Annotated in this window: 20 protein-coding genes; 14 read left to right on the top strand and 6 right to left on the bottom strand. The window is 73.6% G+C overall.

What is annotated here, in order from left to right; translation table 11 throughout:
• The first annotated feature begins 122 nt into the window (after positions 1–122).
• The 4 genes from ACUY4T_RS08255 to ACUY4T_RS08240 all read left to right on the top strand — a co-directional run bounded on the left by ACUY4T_RS08255 (position 123) and on the right by ACUY4T_RS08240 (position 6,779).
• Positions 123–1,856: an ABC transporter ATP-binding protein gene (locus ACUY4T_RS08255; protein ID WP_446018686.1), complete on the top strand. Its 1,734-nt coding sequence runs from the start codon at positions 123–125 to the stop codon at positions 1,854–1,856.
• Complete coding sequence (locus ACUY4T_RS08250; protein WP_446018457.1) at positions 1,853–3,913, top strand: ABC transporter ATP-binding protein; 2,061 nt, start codon at positions 1,853–1,855, stop codon at positions 3,911–3,913. Before ACUY4T_RS08255 ends, ACUY4T_RS08250 begins: the two co-directional genes overlap by 4 nt.
• A complete protein-coding gene (locus ACUY4T_RS08245) occupies positions 3,910–5,262 on the top strand; it encodes an MFS transporter (RefSeq protein WP_446018456.1) in 1,353 nt (450 codons plus the stop codon). The genes ACUY4T_RS08250 and ACUY4T_RS08245 overlap by 4 nt, the downstream gene beginning before the upstream one ends.
• Before the next feature lie 95 nt (positions 5,263–5,357).
• Complete coding sequence (locus ACUY4T_RS08240; protein WP_446018455.1) at positions 5,358–6,779, top strand: maltokinase N-terminal cap-like domain-containing protein; 1,422 nt, start codon at positions 5,358–5,360, stop codon at positions 6,777–6,779.
• A 13-nt stretch (positions 6,780–6,792) separates the two neighbouring features.
• Here the strand turns inward: ACUY4T_RS08240 and ACUY4T_RS08235 are convergent, their stop codons facing one another.
• Positions 6,793–7,260 (bottom strand): methyltransferase family protein, encoded by a 468-nt coding sequence (locus ACUY4T_RS08235; protein WP_446018454.1) that lies wholly within the window; start codon positions 7,258–7,260, stop codon positions 6,793–6,795.
• 35 nt (positions 7,261–7,295) lie between these two features.
• The gene (locus tag ACUY4T_RS08230) at positions 7,296–8,945 is read right to left on the bottom strand and encodes an acyl-CoA dehydrogenase family protein (protein WP_446018453.1); all 1,650 of its coding nucleotides are present in this window, start codon (positions 8,943–8,945) and stop codon (positions 7,296–7,298) included.
• Between the two features lie 85 nt (positions 8,946–9,030).
• Between ACUY4T_RS08230 and ACUY4T_RS08225 the strand changes: the two genes are divergently transcribed.
• Genes ACUY4T_RS08225 through crcB form a run of 3 tightly spaced genes read left to right on the top strand, consistent with a single transcriptional unit; the run spans position 9,031 to position 10,426 of the window.
• The gene (locus tag ACUY4T_RS08225) at positions 9,031–9,606 is read left to right on the top strand and encodes a universal stress protein (RefSeq protein ID WP_446018452.1); all 576 of its coding nucleotides are present in this window, start codon (positions 9,031–9,033) and stop codon (positions 9,604–9,606) included.
• Positions 9,603–10,049 (top strand): fluoride efflux transporter FluC, encoded by a 447-nt coding sequence (locus ACUY4T_RS08220; protein ID WP_446018451.1) that lies wholly within the window; start codon positions 9,603–9,605, stop codon positions 10,047–10,049. Before ACUY4T_RS08225 ends, ACUY4T_RS08220 begins: the two co-directional genes overlap by 4 nt.
• Positions 10,046–10,426, top strand: coding sequence for a fluoride efflux transporter CrcB (gene crcB / locus ACUY4T_RS08215; RefSeq protein WP_446018450.1), 381 nt, complete (start codon positions 10,046–10,048; stop codon positions 10,424–10,426). Before ACUY4T_RS08220 ends, crcB begins: the two co-directional genes overlap by 4 nt.
• Before the next feature lie 36 nt (positions 10,427–10,462).
• Here crcB and ACUY4T_RS08210 read toward each other — a convergent pair whose 3' ends face one another.
• Complete coding sequence (locus tag ACUY4T_RS08210) at positions 10,463–10,948, bottom strand: GyrI-like domain-containing protein (RefSeq protein WP_446018449.1); 486 nt, start codon at positions 10,946–10,948, stop codon at positions 10,463–10,465.
• Positions 10,949–11,019: 71 nt separating this feature from the next.
• Positions 11,020–14,022 carry a DEAD/DEAH box helicase gene (locus ACUY4T_RS08205; protein ID WP_446018448.1) on the bottom strand — a complete coding sequence of 1,001 codons (3,003 nt, stop codon included), beginning with the start codon at positions 14,020–14,022 and terminating at the stop codon, positions 11,020–11,022.
• Positions 14,023–14,070: 48 nt separating this feature from the next.
• Between ACUY4T_RS08205 and ACUY4T_RS08200 the strand changes: the two genes are divergently transcribed.
• Entirely contained in the window at positions 14,071–14,937 is an 867-nt protein-coding gene (locus ACUY4T_RS08200) for an MOSC domain-containing protein (protein WP_446018447.1), read from the top strand.
• Here ACUY4T_RS08200 and ACUY4T_RS08195 read toward each other — a convergent pair.
• On the bottom strand, positions 14,915–15,643 hold the full coding sequence (locus ACUY4T_RS08195) for a hemerythrin domain-containing protein (protein ID WP_446018446.1): 729 nt from the start codon (positions 15,641–15,643) through the stop codon (positions 14,915–14,917). The genes ACUY4T_RS08200 and ACUY4T_RS08195 overlap by 23 nt on opposite strands.
• Positions 15,644–15,894: 251 nt before the next feature.
• Here ACUY4T_RS08195 and ACUY4T_RS08190 point away from each other — a divergent pair, with 251 nt between their 5' ends.
• Positions 15,895–18,201, top strand: a complete 2,307-nt coding sequence (locus tag ACUY4T_RS08190) for an immune inhibitor A domain-containing protein (RefSeq protein WP_446018445.1) — start codon at positions 15,895–15,897, stop codon at positions 18,199–18,201.
• Between the two features lie 83 nt (positions 18,202–18,284).
• Here ACUY4T_RS08190 and ACUY4T_RS08185 read toward each other — a convergent pair whose 3' ends face one another.
• Positions 18,285–18,500, bottom strand: coding sequence for a hypothetical protein (locus ACUY4T_RS08185; protein ID WP_446018444.1), 216 nt, complete (start codon positions 18,498–18,500; stop codon positions 18,285–18,287).
• Between the two features lie 343 nt (positions 18,501–18,843).
• Between ACUY4T_RS08185 and ACUY4T_RS08180 the strand changes: the two genes are divergently transcribed.
• The 5 genes from ACUY4T_RS08180 to ACUY4T_RS08160 all read left to right on the top strand — a co-directional run bounded on the left by ACUY4T_RS08180 (position 18,844) and on the right by ACUY4T_RS08160 (position 22,629).
• Positions 18,844–19,866, top strand: a complete 1,023-nt coding sequence (locus ACUY4T_RS08180; RefSeq protein WP_446018443.1) for a DUF389 domain-containing protein — start codon at positions 18,844–18,846, stop codon at positions 19,864–19,866.
• 48 nt (positions 19,867–19,914) lie between these two features.
• Complete coding sequence (locus ACUY4T_RS08175; RefSeq protein WP_446018442.1) at positions 19,915–20,829, top strand: bifunctional helix-turn-helix transcriptional regulator/GNAT family N-acetyltransferase; 915 nt, start codon at positions 19,915–19,917, stop codon at positions 20,827–20,829.
• 20 nt (positions 20,830–20,849) lie between these two features.
• On the top strand, positions 20,850–21,335 hold the full coding sequence (locus tag ACUY4T_RS08170) for a DoxX family protein (RefSeq protein ID WP_446018441.1): 486 nt from the start codon (positions 20,850–20,852) through the stop codon (positions 21,333–21,335).
• Between the two features lie 44 nt (positions 21,336–21,379).
• Positions 21,380–22,321 carry a DUF1254 domain-containing protein gene (locus ACUY4T_RS08165; RefSeq protein ID WP_446018440.1) on the top strand — a complete coding sequence of 314 codons (942 nt, stop codon included), beginning with the start codon at positions 21,380–21,382 and terminating at the stop codon, positions 22,319–22,321.
• A gap of 152 nt (positions 22,322–22,473) precedes the next feature.
• On the top strand, positions 22,474–22,629 hold the full coding sequence (locus ACUY4T_RS08160; protein WP_446018439.1) for a hypothetical protein: 156 nt from the start codon (positions 22,474–22,476) through the stop codon (positions 22,627–22,629).
• Positions 22,630–22,731 lie beyond the last annotated feature (102 nt).

Genomic DNA, 22,731 nt, shown 5'->3' with positions numbered 1-22,731 from the left:
GGGGCGCGTACCGCGGGGGTGCGCGCCCCATCGTCATGTCCGGCGCGTCCCGCTGCGGGTCGTTCGCTGAGGGCGCAGGGCCCGCACTTGCCGATGTCGGACGCGGGTGATTGGCTCTGCTCGTGCTCGGCCGTCTCCTGTTCCGCTACCTGATGCCCTACCGCTGGCTCCTCGTCGGCGTCCTGGTGTTCCAGCTCGCCTCCGTGTTCGCCACCCTCTCGCTGCCCACCCTCAACGCCGACATCATCGACGAGGGCGTCGCCAAGGGCGACACCGGCTACATCTGGAGCGCGGGCGGCCTGATGCTCGCGATCTCGCTCGGGCAGATCATCGCGGCCGTGATCGCCACCTACTTCGCCGCGAAGGCCGCGATGCGGGTCGGGCGCGACCTCCGCAACGACGTCTTCGACAAGGTCAGCGGGTTCTCCGAGCGCGAGGTGTCGCACTTCGGCCCCGGCTCGCTGATCACGCGCAACACGAACGACGTGCAGCAGGTGCAGATGCTGGCGATGACCGGCGGCACCATGCTCGTCAGCGCCCCGCTCATGGCGATCGGCGGCATCGTGATGGCGCTGCAGCAGGACGTCGGGCTGAGCTGGCTCATCTGGGCGGCCGTGCTCACGATCCTCGTCGTCGCGGGCATCGTCATCAGCCGGATGGTGCCGCTGTTCCGCACCTTCCAGGTGCGCCTCGACACGGTGAACCGGGTGCTGCGCGAGCAACTCACCGGCATCCGGGTGGTGCGGGCGTTCGTCCGCGAGCCCATCGAGGAGCAGCGCTTCGAGGGCGCGAACCACGACATCATGGACGTCGGCCGGCGCGTGGGCACGCTGTTCATCACGCTGTTCCCGCTGTTCATGCTCGTGCTGAACGTCACCGTCGTCGGCGTCATCTGGTTCGGCGCGGTCGAGGTCGACGCCGGCCAGGTCGAGGTGGGCACGCTGTTCGCGTTCATCCAGTACGTCGGCATCATCCTCGGCGGCGTCCTCATGGCCGCCTTCACGACCATCATGATCCCGCGCGCCGCGGTCTCGGCCGAGCGGATCGGCGGCGTGCTGGCGAGCGAGTCGACCCTCGCCCGACCCGACCGGCCGGTCGGGTCGTTCCCGACCCCGGGCACGGTCGAGTTCCGCGATGTCGCCTTCCAGTACCCCGGCGCCGAGCACGCGGTGCTCGAGGGCGTGGGATTCCGCGCCGAGCCCGGCGAGACCGTGGCGATCGTCGGCTCGACCGGCGCGGGCAAGACCACGCTCGTCTCGCTCATCCCGCGGCTGTTCGACGTCACGGGCGGCGCCGTGCTCGTCAACGGCGTCGACGTGCGCGAGGCCGACCTCGACGCGCTGTGGAAGACCATCGGCCTCGTGCCGCAGCGCCCCTTCCTCTTCGCCGGATCGGTGGCCTACAACCTGCGCTTCGGGCGCGAGGAGGCCACCGACGCCGAGCTCTGGCACGCGCTCGAGATCGCGCAGGGCCGCGACTTCGTCGCCGAGATGGAGGGCGGCCTCGCGGCGCGCATCTCCCAGGGCGGCACCAACGTCTCCGGAGGACAGCGGCAGCGGCTCGCCATCGCGCGGGCGATCGTGCACCGACCGTCGATCCTGGTGTTCGACGACTCCTTCTCCGCCCTCGACCTGACCACCGACGCGCGCCTGAGGCAGGCACTCTGGCGAGAGCTGCCGGAGGTGACGAAGATCGTCGTCGCCCAGCGGGTGTCGACGATCACCGACGCCGACCGCATCGTCGTGCTCGACGACGGCCGGGTCGTCGGGGTGGGCCGGCACGACGAGCTCCTCTCGACCTGCCAGACGTACCGCGAGATCGTGGAGTCGCAGCTCGGCGTGGAGGCCCAGGCATGAGCGCCGACGTCAACGGGCGCGAGCTGACCGCGGAAGAGCTCGAGGAGCAGCAGCTCGCCGAGGAGGCCCGGATCAACTCGGGCACCTGGAACTCGGTCGCGCCGGGCAAGGCCCAGGACTTCGGTCGCAGCTTCCGACGCATGATCGGCCTGCTGGCGCCGTGGAAGTGGTCGTTCGCGTTCGTCTCGCTGCTCGGGGCGATCGGCGTCGTGCTCACGGTCATCGCCCCGCGCGTGCTCGGCGAGGCGACGAACATCATCTTCGAGGGCTTCATCTCGCTGCAGCTGCCGTCGGGGGTCACCCAGCAGCAGGTGGTCGACCAGCTGCGGGCCGCGGGCCAGGAGGACCTGGCCAACGTGGTCTCCGCCGCGACGCTGACGCCCGGCGAGGGCATCGACTTCGTCCGGCTCAGCCAGGTCGTGATCGTCGTGCTGCTGCTGTACGTGTTCGCGTCGATCCTCTCCTGGATCCAGGGGTACGTGATCAACGTGATCATGGTCCGGGCGATGTACGGCCTTCGCGAGCAGGTCGAGGCGAAGATCCACCGCCTCCCGCTCAGCTACTTCGACCGCACGCAGCGCGGCGAGCTGATCTCGCGCGTGACGAACGACATCGACAACATCACCCAGACGATGCAGCAGTCGCTCTCGAGCGCGCTGACGAGCATCCTCACCGTCATCGGCGTGCTCGTGATGATGTTCTCGATCTCGTGGCAGCTCTCGCTCGTCGCGCTCGTGGCGCTGCCGCTGATGGCGGTCATCTTCGGCGTCATCGGGCCCAAGTCCCAGGCCGCCTTCGGCATCCAGTGGAAGAAGGTCGGTCGGCTGAACGCGCGCGTCGAGGAGTCGTTCTCGGGGCACGCGCTCGTGAAGGTGTTCGGCCGCGAGCAGGACGCGAGCGAGCGGTTCCGCGCCGAGAACGAGGAGCTCTACGACGCCGCCTTCAAGGCCCAGTTCCTCGCGGGCGTGATCATGCCCGGCATGATGTTCGTCGGCAACCTCACCTACGTCGGCATCGCCGTGCTCGGCGGCATCATGGTGGCCGGCGGCCAGCTGCGGCTCGGCGACGTGCAGGCGTTCATCCAGTACTCGCAGCAGTTCACGCAGCCGCTGTCGCAGCTCGGCGGCATGGCCGCGGTGGTCCAGTCGGGCACCGCCTCGGCCGAGCGCGTGTTCGAGCTGCTCGACGCCGACGAGCAGTCCCCCGATGCGGCGGACGCCCCGACCCCGCCCGACGGTCACGGCGTGATCGAGTTCGAGCACGTCTCGTTCTCGTACTCGCCGGATCGCCCGCTGATCCGCGACCTGTCGTTCCGCGTCGAGCCCGGGCAGACGGTCGCGATCGTGGGCCCCACCGGGGCCGGCAAGACCACCCTGGTGAACCTGGTCATGCGCTTCTACGAGCTCGACGGCGGGCGCATCCTCATCGACGGCCAGGACATCTCCGAGCTCACGCGCCGCGACGTGCGCGCGCGCACCGGCATGGTGCTGCAGGACCCGTGGCTGTTCGGCGGGTCGATCCGCGAGAACATCCGGTACGGGCGCGAGTCGGCCACCGACGACGAGATCCTCGCCGCCGCCAGGGCGACGTACGTCGACCGGTTCGTGCACTCGCTGCCCGACGGGTACGACACCGTGCTCGACGAGGAGGCGTCGAACGTCTCGGCAGGCGAGAAGCAGCTCATCACCATCGCGCGGGCGTTCGTGGCGCAGCCGAGCGTGCTGATCCTCGACGAGGCGACCTCGTCGGTCGACACCCGCACCGAGCTGCTGGTGCAGCACGCCATGGCGGCGCTGCGGCAAGGGCGCACCTCGTTCGTCATCGCGCACCGGCTGTCGACCATCCGCGACGCCGACCTCATCCTCGTGATGGAGCACGGCGACATCGTCGAGCAGGGCACCCACGACGAGCTCATCGCCGCCAAGGGCGCCTACTACCGGCTCTACAACTCGCAGTTCGAGCAGGCCGCCTACGACGTCGACGCCGAGTTCGGCGAGCCCGCCGTCACCGCGGAGCCGATCGAGACGAGCGACACGGGTAGCCTCGAAGGGCAGTGACGACCCCGACCCCCCTCCCCGTAGCCCCTCCGTGGCGGCTCTGGCTGGTGTGGGGCGTCGGGGTCGCGGCGTACGTGCTCTCGGTCACGAACCGCACCTCGCTCGCCGCCGTCGGGGTCGACACCGCCGTCCGCTTCGATGCCGACGCGTCGACGCTCTCGATGTTCGCGGTGATCCAGCTCGCGGTGTACGGCGGCATGCAGATCCCCGTCGGCCTGCTGCTCGACCGCTTCGGGGCACGACCGGTCATCACCGCGGGCATGGCGCTGATGGCCGTCGGCCAGCTGCTGCTCGCCTTCGCGCCCGACGTGGGCTGGGCGATCTTCGCGCGGATGCTGCTCGGCGCGGGCGACGCCGCCGTGTTCCCGAGCGTGCTGCGCGTGATCGCCGTGTGGTTCCCCGAACGGCAGGCGCCGCTCCTCGTGCAGTTGACGGGCCTCATCGGGCAGTCCGGGCAGATCCTCGCGGTGCTGCCGCTCGCCGCGCTGCTGCACGCGACGAGCTGGAGCGTCGCGTTCGGGTCACTGTCGGGGCTGGGCGTGCTGTTCACGGTGCTCACCTTCGCCGTCATCCGCAACCGGCCCCCGGGCCGCGTCGGGGACGTCTCGGTCGACACCGCGACCGGCGCCGTGCACGTCGTGCGCTCCTCGGCCGACCTGCGGCTGGGGTTCCGCGAGTCCTGGGCGCATCCGGGCACGCGACTGGCGTTCTGGTCGCACTTCACCACGCCGTTCTCGGGCACCGCGTTCGTGCTGCTCTGGGGGTTCCCGTTCCTCACCGTCGGGCAGGGCCTCACGACGGGCATGGCGTCGCTGCTGTTCACGGTGTACGTCGTGTTCGGCATCCTCGTGGGCCCGGTCATCGGGGCCCTCTCGAGCCGGCATCCGACGCGCCGGTCGCGACTGCTCGTGCTGCCGCTCATCGGCGTCCAGGCGGTCGCGTGGCTGGTCGTCATCCTCTGGCCGGGGCCGGCTCCGCTCTGGCTGCTGTTCGGGCTGGTGTTCGCGATGAGCGCCGGCGGCCCGGCGTCGATGATCGGCTTCGACCACGCGCGCACGTTCAACCCGAGGCATCGGCTGAGCACCGCCACCGGCATCACGAACGTGGGCGGCTTCCTCGCGGCGCTGCTCGCGATCCTGCTCATCGGCATCGCGATGGACGCCCAGGGCGCCGGGACCCCGGACCGGTACACGCTCGACGCGTTCCGCTGGGCGTTCCTCACCCAGGTGCCGCTCTGGTTGATCGGCAGCCTGTTCATCGTGATCGAGCGCAAGCGCACTCGCGTGCACGTCGGCCTCGACGAGCCCCGGAGCCGCCGGCGCGACCGCGGCCGCGATCCCGAGGCCTGATGCCGCGACGGATGCCGCGCCGCTGCGGCTCCCTCCCGGCGCCGGACGGCGCGAGCCTCCTCGACGCGCACCCCACACGGCCATAGGGTTCAGGCATGGACAGCGCCGTGGCCGCGATCGCCGAGTGGATGCCGGGCCAGCGGTGGTTCGGCGGCAAGGGGCACGCGCCCCGGCTGCGCGAGATCGGCTCGTGGGAGCTCCCGACCGACGAGCCCGGTGCCCGCGTGCGGTCGGTGCTGCTCATGGACGACGCGTCGCAGCCGCCCGTGCTGTACCAGGTGCCGATCGTGGAACGCGCGACGGCCGCGCCGGAGGCATCCGCCCACCTGATCGGCGTGCTCGACGACGGGACGCGCCTCTACGACGGGCCGCACGACCCCGCGTTCACCGACGCGCTGCTCGAGCTGATCGTCCGCGGAGGTCGTGCGGTCGCGCACGGCGCGTGGGCCGCGGGCCACTACTCGGGGGCCGCGGACGCCGCGCCGAAGACCGCCGGCGCGCGCGCATCGGTGCTGACCGGTGAGCAGTCGAACACCTCGATCGTGTACTACCCGGCGGGCGGTCGCCCGGTCATCTGCAAGGTCTACCGCCAGCTGCACCACGGCGAGAACCCGGATGTCACGCTGCAGACCGCGCTCGCACGGTCGGGGTCGCGGCACGTCCCGGCGAGCGTCGGCGACGTGGTCGGCGAGTGGGACGACGTCGGCCGCACCGACGGGCGCGCCCGCGGGCACCTCGCGTTCGCGCAGGAGTTCCTGCCGGGCGTGAAGGACGCCTGGCGGATGGCCCTGCTCGCGGCGGCCGCCGGCGAGGACTTCGCCGACGACGCGCGCGCGCTCGGCACCGCCGTCGCCGAGGTGCACCTCTCGCTCGGCACCCTCTTCGAGCGCGAGCCCGCCTCGCCGGAGCTCGTCGACGCCGTCACCGGAGCGTGGGCGCGACGGCTCGACATCGGCGTGGCCGAGGTGCCCGCCCTCGCGCCGGAGCGGTCGACGATCGAGGCGTTCTACGGCCGCGCCCGGGCGGGCGCCTGGCCGGAACTGCAGCGGATCCACGGCGACCTGCACCTCGGGCAGGTGATCAAGTCGGCGGGCCGGGGCTGGCTGATCCTCGACTTCGAGGGCGAGCCGATGCGGCCGATGCACGAGCGCCGGCAGCCCGACCTGCCGGTGCGCGACGTCGCCGGCATGCTGCGCTCGTTCGACTACGTCGCCGGGGCGAGCGAGCTCGTCCACCCCGAGACGGCCGAGCAGGCGCGGGCGTGGGCGGCATCCGCCCGCCAGGCGTTCCTCGACGGCTACGTGTCGGCGTCGGGCATGGACCTCGGGCGCTACCGCGACCTGCTGGCCGCCTTCGAGCTCGACAAGGCCGTGTACGAGGCGATCTACGAGACGCGCAACCGTCCCGACTGGGCGCCGATCCCGTTGCGGGCGATCGCGAAGCTGCTCGAGGGCGGGCCGTTGCAGGCGTCGCCGGATGCCGCGGACGCGGGCGCGGCCGAGCCGACCTCGGCCTGAGCGGGCCGGGCGGTCAGCGGATGCCGCGGGCCCACAGCATGAGCGGCGTGCGATCGGCGTACTCGCGGTAGTCGTCGCCGAACGCCGCGATGAGCCGATGCTGCTCGGCCCTGGCCTTGACGGCGAGCACGACCGCGAGGAGCACCCACACCACGACGAGGTCGACGCGGGCGAACCAGGTCGTCCACCCGGCGGCGGCCACGATGAGGCCCACGTAGATCGGGTTCCGGGTCAGCCGGTACACGCCCGTGGTGCGGAGCGTCGCGCCCTCGCGCGGCGCGACCCACGGGACGAGGTCGCGTCCGAGCGCGGCGGCTCCGGCGACGGCCAGCACGAGGCCCGTGATCATGAGCAGCACCGCGAGGACCGCGGTCTGCCGTCCCGACCACAGCGGGTCGGCGGGCAGCGCGAACGGCAGCACGACCAGCACGCCGAGCAGCACGAACTGCGCGACGACGAGCCAGTTCGCGCGATCCCTCACGCCCCCATCATCGCGCGTCGCCGGCGCTCGCGCATTCACGCGCGGTCGAGGATCGCGCCCGTGTCGACGCCCGGCGGCAGGGCCCCGTAGAGCATGCCGCCGCCCTCGACGCGGGTGCGCACGAACGTCTCGGCGACGACCGTCGGGGCGTGCTGCAGCAGCAGCGACGCCTGCAGCACGAGGGCGAGCCGCTCGGTGAGCTCCCGGGCGCGCGAGGCCGCCGACGCGGCATCCGTTCGCGCGAGCTCGGCGACGACCGACTCGGCCTCGGCGAGCGCCAGGTCGAAGCCGGGGTGCGCGCCCGACGCCCGGCGCGCGAGCGCGAAGAACGCCTCGAAGGCCTCGGGTTCGCGGGCGAGCACACGCAGCACGTCGAGGGCGATCACGTTGCCCGACCCCTCCCAGATCGCCAGCAGCGGCTGCTCGCGGTAGCGCCGGGCGAGGGGGAACGCCTCGGTGTAGCCGTTGCCGCCGAGGCACTCGAGCGCCTCGTACGCGTGGCCCGGGCCCCGCTTGCACACCCAGTACTTGGCGACCGCCGTGGCCAGCCGGCGGAAGGCGCGCTCCTCGTCGTCGGCGTCGTCGTCGTAGGCGCGGGCGAGCCGCATGGCGGTGATCGTCGCCGCCTCGGACTCGAGCGCGAGGTCGGCCACGACCGCCGCCATCGCCGGCTGCTCGACGAGCCGCGCCCCGAACGCGCGGCGGTGCCGCACGTGCCAGGCCGCCTCGGCGACCGCCTGCCGCATGCCCGCCGCCGATCCCAGCACGCAGTCGAGGCGGGTGCGCGTCACCATCTGCACGATCGTCGCGACGCCGCGGCCCTCCTCGCCGACGATCCAGGCGGCGGTGCCGGCGAACTCGACCTCGCTCGAGGCGTTCGAGTGGTTGCCGAGCTTGTCCTTGAGGCGCTGGATCGCGAACGGGTTGCGCGACCCGTCGGGCCGCACCCGCGGCGCGAACAGGCACGACAGCCCGCCGGGCGCCTGGGCCAGCACGAGGAAGCCGTCGCTCATCGGCGCGCTGCAGAACCACTTGTGCCCCGTCAGCCGGTACTCGCGCCCCCACGGGCCATCGTCGCCCGTCGGCTCGGCGCGGGTCGTGTTCGCGCGCACGTCGGAGCCGCCCTGCTTCTCGGTCATCGCCATCCCGACGAGCGCGGAGCGCTTTCCGCCGTCGCCGCCGCCGAGGCCGGGCTCGTAGCCGCGGTCGAGCAGGCGGGGCAGCCACGCGTCGCGCAGGCCGGGGGCGGCCTGCTCGAGCACCGGCACGGCCGCGTGGGTCATCGACACCGGGCAGGCGTGACCCGGCTCCACCTGCGAGAAGAGGAGGAACGCGGCCGCACGGTCGACGTTCGCGCCCGGTCGCGGCTCGGCCCAGGCCGACGTGTGCGCGCCGGCGGCGACGGCCGAGCGGATGACGCGGTGGTACGCGTCGTCGTATTCCACCTCGTCGACCCGGCGGCCCCAGCGGTCGTGCGTGCGGAGGACCGGCGGCCGCACGTTCGCGAGCTCGGCGTCGCGCTGGAACGACGCCGAGCCGACCAGCCGCCCGATCTCGTGCAGGCCCGGCGCCGCGGCATCCGTGCCCCACCGCTCCACCGCCCCGACGAGCGGCACGTTCGCGGCGTACTCGTCCACGTCGACGCGCGGCGGCGGCTGGTTCTCGACCTCGTGCGTGATCATCATCGACCTCCGCCTCGATTCTCGTCCTCCCGACGGGGCGGCGTCGCGCACGACCCCGCCCTGTGGAAGGCTGACCGAGGGAGTCCTCATGAACGATGCAGCGGAGCGCACCCTCGTCGTCGGGGTGGTGGCCGGGCAGCCCGACGCGGTGGCGACGCACGCGGCGGCGCTCGCCGCGCGGCTCGGCGCGCGGCTCGTGTGCGCGGCCGTCGACGCGGGGCGGTACGTGGTCGACGAGCTTCCCGACGGCGCCATCCGCTCGGCGCCCCTCGACCCCGACCTGGTCGAGCCCGACGCGGTCGCGGCTGCGGCGGCGGTCGGATCCGAGTCGGGTGCGACGAGCGCCGGCACCGCGCCCGCGGACCGGATCGACGCTCGGCTCGAGGCGCACCTGCGCGCGCTCCTCGACCCCACCGGGGTGAGCTGGGAGACGCGCGCCCTCGCCGGCGACCCGGCGCGCGCGCTCGCCCGCCTCGCCGACGCCCTCGACGCGATGATGATCGTCGTCGGCACCCACGAGGGCGGCCTGCGCGGCAGCCTGCACGAGCTGTTCTCCGGGTCGGTCGCCGCGCACCTGGCCCACCGGCAGCACCGCCCGGTCGTCGTCATCCCGCTGTCGCCGGTCGGATTCGAGGACGCCCTGCCGCGGGACCGGCGGCCGTGAGGCCGCCCGCCCCGCCGTACCGCCGCTGGAGCCACCTCGGACTCGTCGCCGCGGGCGGCGCCGTCGGCACCGCACTGCGCGAGGCGATGCTGCTGGCCGCGCCCGACCTCGAACGGTTCCCGGCGACCACGTTCGCGATCAACCTCGTCGGGGCGTTCGCCCTCGGGGTGCTGCTCGAGTCGCTGGTGCGGGCCGGCCCCGAGACCGGTCGCCGCCGGACGGTGCGACTGCTCGTCGGCACCGGCGTGCTCGGCGGCTTCACGACCTACAGCGCGCTCGCGACGGCGACCGCCGCGCTCGCCGTCGGCGGGTTCGCCGGCTGGGCCGTCGCGTACGCGCTCGGGACGGTCGTGCTGGGCGCCGCGATGAGCGTGGCCGGCATCGCGGTCGGCGGGGCGATCGCGCGCCGGCGTCCGCCCCGAGCCGGGGAGGCGCGGCCGTGACGCTCCTGCTCTTCGTCGGCACCGCCCTCGCGGGAGGCGTCGGCGCGGCCCTGCGGTTCCTCCTCGACGGCCTGCTGCGCGCGCACACGCGCTCGACCTTCCCGGTCGGCACCGCCGTCGTGAACCTCGTCGGCTCGTTCGCGCTCGGGGTCGTCGTCGGCACGGCCGTTGGCGGATGGCTCCCGCCCGAGCTGGGCACGGTCATCGGGGTCGGGCTGCTCGGCGGCTTCACCACCTTCAGCACGGCGAGCGTCGAGACCGTGCGGCTCGCGCAGGAGGGCCGCTACCGGGCGGCCGTCGTCAACGGCCTCGGCGTGCTCGTCGCCTGCACGCTCGCGGCGCTCGCCGGGCTGCAGGTGGGCGCGCTCGTCGCCTGAGGGTCGGGCCTCGTCGGGCCCCGACCACGACCGGGGTCAGTCCGTCGGCGCGCCCGACGGCACGAGCGGGCAGAAGACGACCGTCCTCGTCTGGTCGTCCGGCGTCCCAGGCGGGCTCCAGTACTCCTCCCACATCGCCGACTCGTCGAGCTCGCGACCGTGCAGCGCCATGGCGGCGGCGATCGCGTCGTACGCCTCCGACACGCGCGCGTACGCCCCGAGGTGCTCGGCCGTGGCGACCTCGCCCGCGGGCAGCACATCGGGCACCACGGTGCCGTCGCCCTCGATCGGCCTGGCGACGACGAATCCCGCGCTGACCTCGACGCGGTCGGCGGCGGGATCCATCCCCGTGTACTTCGCGGCAGCCGGGCCGTCCACGGGCATGCGGGCCCGCCCGAGGTGCTCGGCGACGCGACCGAACGCGTCGCCCATGAAGGCCGGGATCCCCGCGAACGCGGTCGTCGTGCGCACCGCGGCGAGGTGGCGTTCGGGCACGGTGATGATGCGGACGTCGTACGACATGGCGCCTCCTCGCGAGTCGTGGTGCGCCCAGTCTGCGTCCGGCCGGGTCGGACGGACGGGGCTTCCGTCCCTCAGCCGTCGAGCAGCCCGCGGAGGTCTGCGGCGGTGATCGCGGCATCCGCCCCGCCCGGCCCCTCGCCGGGATCGGCGTCGAGCACCGACGCGACCAGCTCGGCCTTGCGCGTCTTCAGCTCCATGACCTTCTCCTCGATCGTGCCCTCGGCGACGAGCCGGTAGACCATGACGCGTCGCTCGCGGCCGATGCGGTGCGCCCGGTCGACCGCCTGCTGCTCGGTCGCCGGGTTCCACCAGGGGTCGAGCAGGAACACGTAGTCGGCTTCCGTGAGGTTCAGACCCACGCCGCCGGCCTTGAGGCTGACGCAGAAGACGGATGCCGCCCCCGACCGGAACCGGCCGATCTCGTCGTCGCGCCGCCGGGCCGGGGTCGACCCGTCGAGGTAGGCGTACGGCACCCCCGTGGCGTCCAGCCGCCCCGCGACCCGGCCGAGGAACGACGTGAACTGGCTGAACACGAGCGCCCGGTGCCCCTCTGCGAGCACGTCGTCGAGCTGCTCGAAGAGCGCGTCGAGCTTCGCGGAGGGCAGGTCGGCGTGCCGCTCGTCGATGAGCGACGCGTCGAGGGCGAGCATCCGCAGCAGCGTGAGCGAGCGGTACACGGTGAAGCGCTCGCGGTCGAGGTCGTCGTCGAGCAGGTCGAGCAGCTTCTGCCGCTCGCGCTGCAGCGTGGCGTCGTACAGGCGTCGGTGCCGCGGATCGAGCGCGACCGCGAGCACCTGCTCCTGCTTCTCGGGGAGCTCCGGGGCGACCGCCTCCTTCGTGCGGCGCAGGACCAGCGGGCGGATGCGGCGCCGCAGCGTCTCGCGGCGCTCGGCGTTGCCGTCCTCCTCGATCGGCCGCCGGTAGCGCTCGTCGAAGGCGCGCCGCGACGGGAAGAGGCCCGGGGCGACGAGGCGGAGGATCGCCCACAGCTCGCCGAGGTGGTTCTCGAGCGGCGTGCCCGTGACGGCCAGCCGGAACGGCGCACGGATGCCGCGGGCGGCCTCGTGCACGCGCGTGGCCGCGTTCTTCACGACCTGGGCCTCGTCGAGGATGAGCCCGGCCCAGTCGAGGTCGCCGAACTCCTCGGCGTCGAGGCGGAGCACCGCGTAGGTCGTGACGACGAGGTCGGCGCCCGCGACCTGCTCGGCGAGGGGCCGCCCGCGCTTGGCCGACGTGGCGGTGACGGAGGCCACCCGGAGGCCCGGGGTGAACCGCGCGGCCTCGCGCACCCAGTTCGACGCGACGGAGGTGGGCACGACGACGAGGAACGGGCGGCGCGCGTCCGCGGCATCCGTCGTCGCCTGCTCGACCGCGTGCTGCACGAGCGCGAGGCACTGCACGGTCTTGCCGAGGCCCATGTCGTCGGCGAGCACCCCGCCCAGGCGGTGCGCGTGGAGGAAGGCCAGCCATCGGAACCCGTCGAGCTGGTACGGGCGCAGCGGCAGGGCGAGGCCGGCCGGGGGCGCGAGCTCGGGGGTCGCGCCGTCGCGCAGGCCCGCGACCGTGGCCCGCCACTCGAGGGCGGGCTCGGCGACGTCGGCCAGGTCCTCGAAGTCGGCCCACAGGCTCGTGCGGCTGCGGTGCAGGCGCACGCCCGTCTCCCACTCGTCGAGGGTGCCCGCCTCGGCGATGAGCTCGCGGAGCTCGTCGAACACGGGCATCTCGAGGGAGAGGACCGACTTGTCGACGAGCAGGAGGCGTCGCCGGCCGGTCGCGAGGGCCCGGAAGAGGGGCATGAACGGCACCGTGCGGCCGCCGACCGTCACCACGACGCCGAGGTCGAACCAGTCGCGCTTGCGGCTCTCGACGAGCGAGACGGCGAGCTCGGGCCGCTCGGTCGCCTCGCGGTAGTCGGGGCGCTCGCCGCGCTCGTCGATCCGCAGCCGGCTGCCGTCGCTCGCGGCGAGCCGCTCCAGGCGCGGCATCCGCTCGATCGCGAACTCGGCCGCGTCGACGCCGCGGAGCACCACCGGCTCGAACGGCACCCAGCCGAGCTCATCGGCCACCCGCGCGACGAGGTCGTCGTCGAGCTCGGGGTCGGGCTCGGCCCCCGGGTCGACGGCGGTGTCGCGCCCGTCGGCGTGCTCCCACCGCCAGGAGAGCCGGAGCACGTCGCCCGGCTCGTGGCGCGCGTCGAGCACGAGGGTCGCGGGCGGCACCGGCGGGACCTCGAAGGTGCCGTCGGTGCTCGTGATCGGGAGGGTGCGCGCGAGGCGGTGCACGTGCCGGGCGAGGAACTCGGGCAGCTCCGGCGCGGGCACGCGGATCGCCTCGGGCGCATCGAGGAGCGCGAGCCCGGCGGCGCCGATCCCGCCGGGCACCGGTGCGAGCTCGAGGCGGCCGGCCTCGAGGTCGGCGCGGTAGACGCCGTGCCCCGCGACGGGGCGCACGGCGTCGAGCGGCGACCGGTCGCCGTCGAGGTCGAGCACCGGCGCGAGCACCAGTCCGCCGTCGTCCTCCCGGCTGGCGTCGAGGGCGATCGCCGCGGCGCCGCGGAGCACCACCTCGGGCACGACCCCCGACCCCACCAGGGCGATGCCGAGCCGGCCCGCCTCGGCGAGGAGCGCCCACAGCAGCGGACTCTCGAACTCGTCGAACGTGATCCACTCCGAGCCGTAGACGCGCACCGACGGCGTCGCCCCCTTCAGCAGGGCGAACTGGCCGAACCATCGCGACTGGGCCGGGTCGACGCCCGCCGACGACGCCTGGTAGGCGATGTTCTGCCAGGTCAGGCCGTCCTTGATCCAGGCGCCGCGCGCGCCCTGCGCGACCGGTCGCACGGCGAGCCGGTCGAACCCCGACCATCGGCGGGCGGGCTCGTCGCGCGGGCCGCGCCATTCGCCGCTGCGCCGTTCGACGCGCCGCCGCAGCTCGAACTGGAGGCCGAGCGGGCGGAACCCGTTCGCGCCGGGCGCCGCCGCGGCATCCGTCGTCGTCTCGGCACCCGTCGTCGGCGTCTCGGCGGCGAGTCCCGCGAGCGCCGCACGCCAGTCGTGCGGTCGGTCGGCGGGCATGTCGTCCATGCTCGCACGTGGCGCCGACAGGTCGGCTAGCGTGAGCGGATGCTCGTCACCCGCCTCCGCGCGTACCCGGTGAAGTCGTTCGCGGGGCGCGACGTCGGCTCGGCGGTCGTGCAGCCGTGGGGGCTCGAGGGCGATCGGCGCTGGGGCGTGGTCGAGGCCGACGGCACCCCCGTCACCGCCCGGGAGTGCAACGCCCTGCTCGGGCTCTCGGCCGAGCCGCTCGCCGATGGCGGCCTGCTGCTCTCGGCGCCCGGCGACCCCGAGCCGTTCCGCGTCGACGTGCCGACTTCGGCCGCGCCCGTTCCGGTGGGGCATTCGCGCCAGGGCGAGGCGCTGCCGGCCGGCGACGAGGCCGACGACTGGCTGAGCGAGCGGATGCGACGGCCCCTGCGCCTCGTGCGGCAGCCCGACCCGACGCGGCGGCCCGTGAATCCCGCGCACGGCGGGCGCCCCGGCGAGGGCCTCAGCCTCGCCGACGCCGGGCCGCTGCTGCTCACGAGCGAGGCGTCGCTCGCGCAGCTCGACGCGTGGACCCCCGACGACGTGCCGCCGCTCGACATGGTCCGGTTCCGGCCGAACGTCGTGATCGACGGCGAGGAGCCGTTCGCGGAGGACGCGTGGAGCAGCGTGCGCATCGGCGGCGTGCGCTTCCGGGTCGGCGAGCTCTGCGACCGCTGCGTCATGACCACGATCGACCCGACGACCCTCGACCGAGGCAAGGAGCCCATCCGCACGCTCGCGCGGCACCGGAAGTGGGACGGCGCGACCTGGTTCGGCATCCGGCTCATCCCCGAGCCCGACGCCGCCGGCGCGGCGGGCGAGCCGCGCATCGCCGTCGGCGACGAGGTCGAGCCGTCGCCCGCGACCGCCGCAGCGCCGGGCGTCAGGCCCGCGACCGGCCGGTGATCGCCGCGCGCTCCCGGTCGTAGGCGCGCCGCCCGACGAGCCGCCACGCGGCGCGCACCGGCGGCGGCAGGTGGAACCGCAGCCATGCGTCGCCGCCGTCGGGCTGCGCCGCGAGGATCGCGCCGAGCTGCGCCCACGTCTTCCCCTTCGGGGTCGCCCGGCGACCGTGCACGGATGCCGCGTCGACCTCCTTCTGGGTGAGCACCGTCTCCATCACGGGGACGATGTTGCCCTCCTCGTCGGGCAGGTGCACGGCGAGCGCGCGGTTGACGCCGTCGAGCGCGGCGAGCACGGTCGCGGCATCCGCCGCCCGGCCCTCGGCACGCCAGGCGGGCAGCGCGGCGTCGAGCGCGTTCAACTGCACGAGCATCGCCGCGTGCTGCTCCTTCATCCGCTCGACGTGCCCGGCGCAGGCCGGCGCCCGCTCGTCGAGGGTGTCCCAGAGGTGCTCGTCCTCGAACTCGTGGTGGGCGTGCAGGCTGACCGAGAGCATCGCGAGGTGGTCGCCGACCGCGTCGGCGTGCGCCGCGGCGCCGTCGGCCACGCCGCGGACCAGCACGGGGCCCTCGCCGAAGCCCGCCCGGTACATGCGGTGGATCTCGACCATGCCGCGCGCGTCGCAGGTCTTGGGCTCCGCGGCGCCGGGCGCCGACCGGTCGCCGCCGCCGTGCGGATCGCCCGTGGGCGGGAGTGCGGTCGCGGCCATGTCCTGCTCCGATCGTCGTCGACGGATGCTGCTGAGCGCGACGTTACGACCGCGCCGGTCGCGGGGCAAGACCCCGCGCTCCCCGCATCCGCCTGGGCGGCCCGCGTCCGGGTGTCACCCGAACGCGCTACGACGAATCATGAGGTTAAGTCAAGACCCTTGAAACTCTTCCGCCGCGCCGCGCGTGCGTGTTAGCTTCCCTTCACGTTTGCCCGGCGCGCAGCCGGGCGATTTCCCTGTAAGGAGAGCACGTGAGAACACGCACGCGCGGAATGCTCGCTGCGGTCGCGGCGAGCGCGACGATGGTCGCCGGGGCCGCCTTCGGCCCGGCCGCGATCGCCGCACCCGCGAACGACCCGAACCCCGCCCCCGCGACGGCCGCCGAGGCCCGGCCCGACAACCGCCCCGGTCCCCTCACCGAGCGGCAGAACGAGCGGCGCAAGGCCGCGCAGCAGCTCATCCTCTCGGGGCAGGCCGCGCCCGGCGAGGACGGCGTCGTCCAGCTCGCCGAGGACAAGTACTACCAGGCCGCCGTCACCGGCACCGGGAAGCTGTTCACGATCCTGGCGGAGTTCGGCGACCAGGGCAGCGGGAAGCTCGGCACGACGCCCGGCCCGCTGCACAACGAGATCCCGCAGCCCGACGCGAGCGTGAACAACAGCACCTTCTGGATCGACGACTTCAGCACCGAGTACTACGAGGACCTCTTCTTCGCCGAGGGCACGGCGTCGTTCGCCGACTTCTACACGAAGCAGTCGTCGGGCAACTACACGGTCAGCGGCGAAGTGAGCGAGTGGGTGAAGGTGCCCGGCAACGCCTCGACCTACGGCGACAACAGCGTCGAGGACGCGGGCGGCGCGTGGCAGTTCGTCGAGGACTCCGGCAACGCCTGGTACGACGCGCAGGTCGCCGCCGGCAAGTCGGTCGACGAGATCCGCGCCGAGCTCGCCGAGTTCGACGTGTGGGACCGCTACGACTACGACGAGGACGGGAACTTCGACGAGCCCGACGGCTACCTCGACCACTTCCAGGCCGTGCACGCCGGCGAGGGCGAGGACGCCGGGGGCGGCGCCCAGGGCGACGACGCGATCTGGTCGCACCGCTGGTACGTCAACGCGACCGACTTCGGCAAGACCGGCCCGACGGTCGACGGCACCCAGGTGAAGTTCGGCGGCGCCCAGATCGGCGACACCGGCATCTGGATCGGCGACTACACGACCGAGCCCGAGAACGGCGGCCTCGGCGTGTTCGCGCACGAGTACGCCCACGACCTCGGCCTCCCCGACTTCTACGACACCGCGGGCGGCGAGAACTCCACCGGGTTCTGGACGCTCATGTCGAGCGGTTCGTGGCTGGGCGACGGCGACGGCTCGATCGGCAACAAGCCGAACTACATGGGTCCGTGGGAGAAGCTCCAGCTCGGCTGGCTCGACTACGCGGTCGTCTCCCCCGGCGAGTCGGGCGAGTTCACGCTGAGCCCCGCCGCGCGCCAGGCCGACGGCCAGGAGCAGGCGATCGTGGTCGACGTCCCCGACGCCGGCATCACCACCGAGTACACGGCGCCCGCCTCGGGCTCGTACGCCTGGTGGACCGGCAGCGCCGACGACCTCAACACGACGCTGACCCGCACGCTCGACCTCACCGGCGTGCGCTCGGCGACCGTGTCGGCCAAGGCCTGGTACGACATCGAGGCCGGCTACGACTACCTGTACGCCGAGTACTCGACCAACGGCGGCGCCGACTGGACCCAGATCGGCAGCCCGCTCGACGGCTCGTCGAACGGCCGCTGGTCGACCCTGCGGTACAACGTCCCGGGCGGCAGCGAGATCCAGTTCCGGTTCCGCTACCAGACCGACGGCGGCGTGCACTACGCCGGCGCGTTCCTCGACGACATCAAGGTCGCCAGCGGCGGCACGACGCTGCTGACCGACGACGTCGAGCAGGGCGACAACGGCTGGACGGCCGACGGGTTCACCCGCAGCACCGGCACCGAGACGAGCGAGGGCGACCGCTACTACCTGGTCGAGAACCGCACGTACGTCGACTACGACGCGACGCTCGAGACCGGCCCGTACCAGTTCAGCTACGGCCTGACCGCGCCCGACAAGGTCGAGCACTTCAAGTTCCAGGACGGCATGCTCGTCTGGGCGATCGACGAGGCCTACGGCGACAACAACACGATCGAGCACCAGGGCCACGGCCTCGCGCTCCCGGTCGACGCGCGCCCGGCGAAGTTCACCTACGCCGACGGCTCGGCGCCGAGCAACCGCCGCCAGCCCCTCGACGCGACCTTCGGACTGCAGGACGCCGACGGCGTCGTGCTCCACAAGGAGGTCACGGTCGGCAAAGGCAAGAGCCAGACGGTCGAGTGGGTCGGCGCGGCCGCGCCGACGGGCAAGATGACGGCGACGTTCTCGGACGCCGACCCGAACGCCTTCTTCCACTCGAGCAACCCGCTCGGCGGCGTCATCGTGGCCGGCCACGGCGTCGACGTCACGGTGCTCGAGCAGAACACCGGCGGCACCATGACCGTCAGCGTGACCAACCCGGCCCTGTAGCCGATCGGTCGCCCGACATCCGCGGATGACACGGCGGGCCCGCCCCCTCGGGGGCGGGCCCGTTCCGCGTTTGGGAGCCGACGTCAGTGGGCGTGGCTGTGGCCCCGGTAGTGGTGGAACGTGAGCGCGTCGGCCAGGCGGTACCAGGCGCGGTACCAGGCGGGCTCGGCGCCCAGCTCGAGCGGCGCCTGCTCGGCGCGACGCTCCTCGGCGATGCGGCGGTGCTCGTTGACGCGCTCGGCGTGAACGACGTCGTACGACTGCATCGCGGCCGCGAGGTGGTGGTTGGCGAGGTCCATGATCTCGATCCCTCCGGTGGTTCGATTGACGCCGGATAGGGCCGGTCGGTGGTCAGGGTGATCGGTCGGGATCGTGGTCCGGTGTGCGGCGCCGTGGGCGCCGCCCCGACCGTTCGAGTACCACGATCGCGGATGGCGCGGTGCCCGGCATCCGGGGCACCCCCTCGTTTCCGCCCGCAGGGGCCCTGATTCCGGCTGAGGGCTGCCACGGGCCGCACCCCCTCCCGCGGGGGCCGCGCGACACGATGCGACGCGTCCGGCGCCGTGCCGCGGCATCCGCTCGTCTCGGTCGTACGCTCGCCTCGAGGACCGGCCCCGAGCCGGGCCCCGTCGAGGAGGACCGATGTCGCAGCCGTCGTACCCGCCGCCGCCGTCGGGCGCGCTCAACACGATCGAGCACATGCGCGACTCGGTGTTCTTCGAGGGCCCGACCACCCGCCGGAAGGTGCAGCGGTTCTGGATCCTGCTGACCCTGTCGTCGGTGATCGCCGCCGCCGGCGTCGTGGGCGACTCGACCGCGACGGTGATCGGCGCGATGATCGTGGCGCCGATGATGCTGCCGATCCAGGGCACCATGCTCGCGACCGTGCTGGGCGACCGCCGCGCGCTCACCCGCTCGGTGCTCATGATGATCGGCGGTGCGGCCGCCGCGATCGCGATCGGCTGGCTGGTCGGCCTGCTCGCCGCGGCGCCGATCACCGAGGAGACGAACAGCCAGGTCGCCGCGCGCGCGACGCCGGGCCTCATCGACCTGCTCGCCGCGCTCGCGACCGGCGCCGTCGGCTCGATCGCGCTCGTGCGCAAGGACATCTCGGACACGCTCCCGGGCGTCGCGATCGCGATCTCGCTCGTGCCGCCGCTCGTCGTGGTGGGCATCGCAGCGGAATCGGGCGACTGGGGCAGCTCGATCGGGTCGCTGCTGCTGTTCACGGCGAACGTCGCGGCGATCCTCGGCACGGGCGTGGTGATCATGGCCGTCTACCGGGTGGCGAAGTGGGGCCGGGTGGATGCCGCGTCGCTGCCGCCGGGAACGAAGACCGTGAACCGCCGCCGGTCGAACCTCGCGATCGCGGGCATGCTCGTCCTCGTCGCCCTGCCGCTCGGGCTCTCGACGTTCGTCAGCACCACGCTCAACACCCGGCAGGCGGAGATCACCCAGACCGCGCGGGCGTGGGGCCTCGAGCGCGACCTCGACGTCATCTCGGTCGAGTACGTCTCAGCGCTGTCGTACCTCGTGCGCATCACCGGCGGCGACGCGGCTCCGGACATCTCCGAGCTCGGCGATCGCCTCGAGAGCGCGGGCATCGATCCGGCGGACATCGACGTGGAGTGGATCCCGTCGGTGCGCGTGAACGCGGGCGGCTGAGCTGACTGAGGCTCGCGCCATCCGGATTCTCTGACTAAGGTCAGAGACATGGACGCGATCACCCGGGTGCGGGAGTTCAACCGCACCGTCACCGAGCGCATCGGCGCGCTCGACGACCACTACCTCGCCCGCGGGCGGCCGCTCGGGCAGTCCCGGCTCCTGTGGGAGATCGGCGCCGCGGCCGGGGGCGCGGACACGGGCGCCGAGCTGCGCGCGCTGCGCGAACGGCTCGGGCTCGACTCGGGATACCTCAGCCGGCAGCTGCGCGCGCTCGAGGCCGACGGCCTGGTGCGCGTCGAGCCGGCGGCGACCGACTCGCGCGTGCGCGTCGCCCGGCTCACCGACCGCGGCGTCGCCGAGCGGCGCGAGCTCGACCGCGGGTCGGACGAGCTCGCCCGCGGCATCCTCGACCCGCTCAGCGAACGGCAGCGCACCCGCCTCGTCGACGCGATGGACGAGGTGCGCCGGCTGATGACGGCGTCGGCCGTCGAGGTGCGCACCGTCGACCCCGGCGACGACGACGCGCGCGCGAGCATCGCCGCGTACTTCGCCGAGCTCGCCGCGCGGTTCGACCTCGGGTTCGACCCGGCGCAGTCGCGCCCGACGAGCGACGACGAGTTCCGCGGGCCGAACGGCGCGTTCCTCGTAGCGTTCCTGCACGGCGCGGCGGTCGGATGCGTCGGGGTGAAGCTGCCGGGCGGCGACGCGCGCTTCGCCGAGGTCAAGCGGCTGTGGGTCTCGGGCGACGTGCGCGGGCTCGGTCTCGGCGCGCGGCTGCTGCGCGAGGCCGAGGCGGCCGCGGCGCGGCTCGGCGCGCCATCCGTGCGCCTCGACACGAACCGCACGCTCACCGAGGCGATCGGCCTGTACCGCGCGAACGGGTACGTCGAGATCGACGACTACAACGGCGAGCCCTACGCCGACTTCTGGTTCGAGAAGCGGCTCGACGCGGCGATCGGATGACGCGGTGCCAGACTGGGGCGATGCCCCGTCGACGCCGCCCCGCCCGCCGTCCGTCCCGCCGCCCCTCCCCGGCCGCCACGACCCGCGCCGTCGCGCGGTGGGGCCTCGCGGGGCTCCTCGTCTTCGCCGGGCTGTCGCACCTGTTCTGGGCCCGGCGCGGGTTCCGCATCGCGGTGCCCGACTGGGTCGCCGCCGACCGCGCGGGCAAGGACGCCGTGGTGCTCACCTCGGGCGTCGCCGAGATCCTGCTCGGCACCGCCGCGGTCGTGGCCGCGCCCCGCGAGCGGCGGCGCGTGGGCGCCGCGATCGCCGCGTTCTTCGTCGCGGTGCTGCCCGGCAACGTGCACCACTGGCGCACCGGCCGGTCGGTGCCGCTCATGCGGACCGACCGGGCGCGGTTCCTGCGGCTCTTCCTCCAGCCGGTCCTCGTCGCCTGGGCGCTGTGGAGCACGGCGCCCGGGCGGGCCGTTGGGCCTGGATCGCGGCATCCGCTGGCCCTAGGCTGACCGGCGGGGCAACGAGCACCGTCAGCGGACCGAGGGGGACGGGGATGGCCGAGCACGTCAACGTCGACAACTTCGCACGCGCCGAGACGAACCGCATGTTCACGGCGCTGACCGCGCAGGCGGGCGGAACCGGGCGATTCCACCACAATCGCGGCCCGACCCCGCTCGACGCGCAGCCCGTGATCCGGCAGAACCGCGACACGCTGTACAGCATGGGCATCCTCGACGTCTCGAACGGCGCCAGCGTCACGCTCCCCGATGCCGGCGACCGGTACCTGTCGATGATGGTGGTGAACCAGGACCACTACATCCCGCTCGTCGCCCACGAGCCCGGCGAGCACCGCCTCCACGCCGACGACCTCGGGACGGACTGGGTCGCCGTCGTGCCGCGCATCCTCGTCGACCCCGACGACCCGGCGGATGTCGCCGCGGTCAACGCGCTCCAGGACGCGATCGTGCTGGACGCCCCCACCGGCGACGCGTTCCCGATGCCGGAGTACGACGACGCCTCCTTCACGGAGACCCGCAACGCGCTGCTCGCCCTGGCCCGCGGCGTGCAGGGGTTCGGGCGCTCGTTCGGCCGGCGCGACGAGGTCGACCCCGTGCACCACCTGCTGGGCACCGCCGCCGGGTGGGGCGGCCTGCCGACCTCCGAGGCGTTCTACGTCAACGACGACCCGGGGCTGCCCGTCGGCGCGTACGCGCTGACGGTCGACGACGTGCCGGTCGACGCGTTCTGGTCGGTCACGATCTACAACCGCGACGGGTACCTCGAGGATGCGGGCGGGCTGCTCAGCGTGAACAGCGTGACCGCCGACCGGAACCCCGACGGGTCGGTGACCGTGAACTTCGGCGGGCCCGACGACGGGCGCCCCAACCGGCTCGGCCTCATGGACGGCTGGAACTACATCGTGCGGCTCTACCGCCCCCGGCCCGAGGTGGTCGACGGGACGTGGAGCTTCCCGCAGGCGCGGCCGGTCGGGTAGGGCATTCGCGCGCGCGGGCGGCGGGCGGCATCCGGTGGGGCGGGCATCCGGTCGGGGGGCGGCGCGCCATCCGCTCGGGTGTCAAGCTCTGGCGGCGCGCGCGGTCGCGCGCGACGCTGGCAGCAGCACGCCCGAACGCGAAGGAGCAAGCCATGAGCGACACGAACACCCCCGACGAGGAGTACCGCGACGAGCAGCCCGGCGATCAGGAGTCGCCCGAGACGCCCGGCGCGCAGGGCAACGCCGAGCCGATGAGCGAGTCGACCGACGGCGGCCTGGAGGGCGGCGAGCCCGGCGTCGAGGAGTAGCGGCCGCGGCATCCGCTCGAGGGGGCGGAGGTTCGGTCATCGGCCGCGCATCCGCAACCCCCGTGCGGCATCGACGCGAGCGTGCCTACGATCCCGGGACCC

The sequence above is a fragment of the Agromyces arachidis genome, assembly GCF_052805135.1.
This window is presented reverse-complemented; position numbering and strand designations above follow the sequence as displayed.